The sequence below is a fragment of the Streptomyces sp. NRRL F-5755 genome (assembly GCF_001279365.1).
In the GTDB taxonomy this organism is placed as follows: Bacteria; Actinomycetota; Actinomycetes; order Streptomycetales; family Streptomycetaceae; genus Streptomyces; species Streptomyces rimosus.
The window spans coordinates 1-2,689 of sequence record NZ_LGCW01000131.1 but is presented as its reverse complement, the minus strand read 5'-3'; the positions used below and the strand labels follow the sequence as shown (position 1 = coordinate 2,689).

The following is a 2,689-nucleotide window of genomic DNA, read 5'->3' as shown; positions in this document are numbered from 1 at the left end:
CCCCCCGGCAACCTTCCCCCGACCGGCGGCAACTGAGGGGCTGACAGAGTGTCTCCCGATCAAGGAAGCCCGCCCGTGCCCACCCTTCTCCCCCGCCCCGGTCACCGGCCACCGCCGCCGCACACGAAATGGTGGGCATGACCCCGTCCACTCTTCCGATGAGCATGAACACCCCGCGCAGCGCCGCCCCCGCCGGCCCGGCCCCCGCCACCGGTGACGCGTCGGCCGAGTTCCACGCCTTCTTCGAACGCCACCACGCCGAACTGGCCCGCCTGGCCCATCTGCTCACCGGCGAGGCGGACGCCGCCGACGACCTCGCGGCGGACGCGCTGCTCGCCCTGTGGCACCGGTGGGACCGGGTGCGCGGCGCGGAACACCCGGTGGCGTACGCCCGGGGCGTGGTCGCCAACATGGCCCGCGGCCGGATCCGCAGCACCGTGCGCGAGCGGCGCCGGATCGCCCTGTTCTGGTCCCAGCGCGCCGAGCGCACGGACGGCCCCGACGTGGCCGCGGTCGTCGACGTCCGCCAGGCGCTGGAACGGCTGCCGTTCCGCAAGCGCGCGTGCGTCGTGCTGCGGCACGCGTTCGACCTGTCGGAGCGGGACACCGCCCTGGCCCTGGGCATCTCCGTCGGTACGGTGAAGAGCCAGACCTCCCGGGGCATGGCGGAGCTGCAGCGGCACCTGGGCACGGGCGCCGCGGACGACCTCTCCGGGAGGGGGAAGTGATGGCGGACGAGAACCTGCGCGAGCGGCTGCGCGAGGCGGCGCGGGCGCACGAACCGGACCGCACCCGGATGCTGGCGCGGGTGGAGCGCGGCATGGCGGACTCCGCCGACGCCGGTACGGAGCGGCGCCGCCGCCCGCCGCGGGCCGGCTCGTGGCCGCGGATCGTCCTCGCGGCCGCCGCGACGGCGGGGGCGCTCGTGGCCGGTGGTTACGCGGTGACGGCGGCCGTACGGCCCCCGGAGCCGCCGGGAAAGGTGACCACCCGCCCGCTGCCCCCGGCCGGACCGGGAGAACAGTTCCCGGCCTCGCCCCCCGCACCGGCCGACGGCGGCACGCCGCGTACCGAGGACGGTCCGCTGTGGTCGGACGGCTCCGTGGACCCGCACAGCAACGCCTACTGGGCGCAGAGCAACGTCACGGTCCAGACGAAGCGCCCGCTGACCGCGTTCACCGTGGAGCTGCGGATCGCCCAGACCGGCGGCGTGAACGACACGGGGCACTGGAGCACGCTGCCCGCCGCCGACTTCACGGTGTCCGTGGGCGAGCGCGACGGCGCGCTCGTCTACCGGTGGACCCTGAAGGCGGGGCGGACGGTGCCCGCCGGCCGGCATGTCTTCGCGGGCCAGTACAACCACGCGGAGGGCGGGCGCGACGCCAAGGACGACGTGTACACGGCGACGGCGGAGGGGCCGGGCGGCCCCTGGCGCGTACGGGGGGCCTTCTGACGGGGCACCGTGGGAGCCGGGCCTCGCGTCACTTCTTCGCGCGGCTCGGCTGCACCCGCTTCGGTTCGCCCTTCATCTTCGGGTGCTCCGGCGGGTACGGGAGGTCCTTCAGCCCGTGCTCGCGCTCATCGCGGTCGGCGAGTTCGAGCGCGGCCTCCAGACGGCACGGGTGGGCGTCCATGTCGGCGTGCAGGTCGCCCAGCTCGGCGAAGCGCACCGGCATGGTCGCGAGGTCGAAGTCCTCCGGCACGGCGTCCGGCAGTTCCTCCCAGCGCAGCGGCGCGGACACCGGCGCGTGCGGGAAGGGCCGTACGGAATAGGCGCCGGCGATCGTGCGGTCCCGGGCCGTCTGGTTGTAGTCCACGAAGATCCGGGCGCCGCGCTCCTCCTTCCACCAGGAGGTGGTGATCCGCCCGGGATCGCGCCGCTCCAGTTCCCGGGCCACCGCGATGGCCGAGCGGCGGACCTGGGTGAAGGTCCACTCGGGCGCGATGGGCACGAAGACGTGCAGGCCGCGGCCGCCGGAGGTCTTGGGCCATCCGGCGAGGCCGAGGCCGTCGAGGACGTCGCGCAGGGCCAGGGCGGCCCGTACGGCGTCCGCGTAGCCGGTGCCCGGCTGCGGGTCGAGGTCGATGCGCAGCTCGTCCGGGCGCTCGGTGTCGCCCCGGCGCACCGGCCAGGGGTGGAAGGTCAGACAGCCGAGGTTGGCCGCCCACAGGACGGCGGCGGGCTCGGTGGGGCAGATCTCGTCGGCGTACCGGCCGCTGGGGAAGGCGATCCGCCCGGTGGGGATCCAGTCCGGGAGGTTCTTCGGCGCCCGCTTCTGAAAAAACGATTCGCCTTCCACTCCGTCGGGGTAGCGCTCCAACGTGGTGGGCCGGTCCTTCAGGGCGCGCAGGATGCCGTCGCCGACGCTCAGGTAGTAGCGGACGACATCGGCCTTGGTGAAGCCGCGCCGCGGGAAGTAGACCTTGTCCGGGTGCGACACCCGGACCGTCCGCCCGCCCGCGCTCAGCTCCAGCGACTCTGCCATGCACCCACGCTAGGCCCTGTCGTCAAGTTCCCGCCTGCCGCGCGACTCCCCCAGCTACCGCTGGGAGGTGCCCCCAGCACGCACGCTCGCCGCGTTGTCGGGCACTTCCCGGTACACCCAGTACCGGGAAGACCCTCCGCCTTGCGATCGGCTCGGCTTCCGAAGACGGATCGAAGAGCCGAGACGGAGCGCAGCGGAGTGCA

Annotated in this window: 3 protein-coding genes; 2 read left to right on the top strand and 1 reads right to left on the bottom strand. The window is 74.3% G+C overall.

Translation table 11 applies throughout. The features are described 5' to 3' along the window. Nucleotides 1–158: 158 nt before the first annotated feature. Nucleotides 159–728 carry a SigE family RNA polymerase sigma factor gene (locus ADK86_RS14885; protein ID WP_234345860.1) on the top strand — a complete coding sequence of 190 codons (570 nt, stop codon included), beginning with the start codon at nucleotides 159–161 and terminating at the stop codon, nucleotides 726–728. Further along, on the top strand, nucleotides 728–1,453 hold the full coding sequence (locus ADK86_RS14880) for a hypothetical protein (RefSeq protein ID WP_053697031.1): 726 nt from the start codon (nucleotides 728–730) through the stop codon (nucleotides 1,451–1,453). The genes ADK86_RS14885 and ADK86_RS14880 overlap by 1 nt, the downstream gene beginning before the upstream one ends. Nucleotides 1,454–1,481: 28 nt before the next feature. Here ADK86_RS14880 and ligD read toward each other — a convergent pair whose 3' ends face one another. Continuing rightward, nucleotides 1,482–2,486, bottom strand: a complete 1,005-nt coding sequence (ligD, locus tag ADK86_RS14875; RefSeq protein WP_053697030.1) for a non-homologous end-joining DNA ligase — start codon at nucleotides 2,484–2,486, stop codon at nucleotides 1,482–1,484. Nucleotides 2,487–2,689 lie beyond the last annotated feature (203 nt).

Bases quoted from the DNA above. Each gene is read 5' to 3' on its own strand.
- ADK86_RS14880 (WP_053697031.1), top strand. From the start codon at position 728: ATGGCGGACGAGAACCTGCGCGAGCGGCTGCGCGAGGCGGCGCGGGCG.
- ligD (WP_053697030.1), bottom strand. From the start codon at position 2,486: ATGGCAGAGTCGCTGGAGCTGAGCGCGGGCGGGCGGACGGTCCGGGTG.
- ADK86_RS14885 (WP_234345860.1), top strand. From the start codon at position 159: ATGAGCATGAACACCCCGCGCAGCGCCGCCCCCGCCGGCCCGGCCCCC.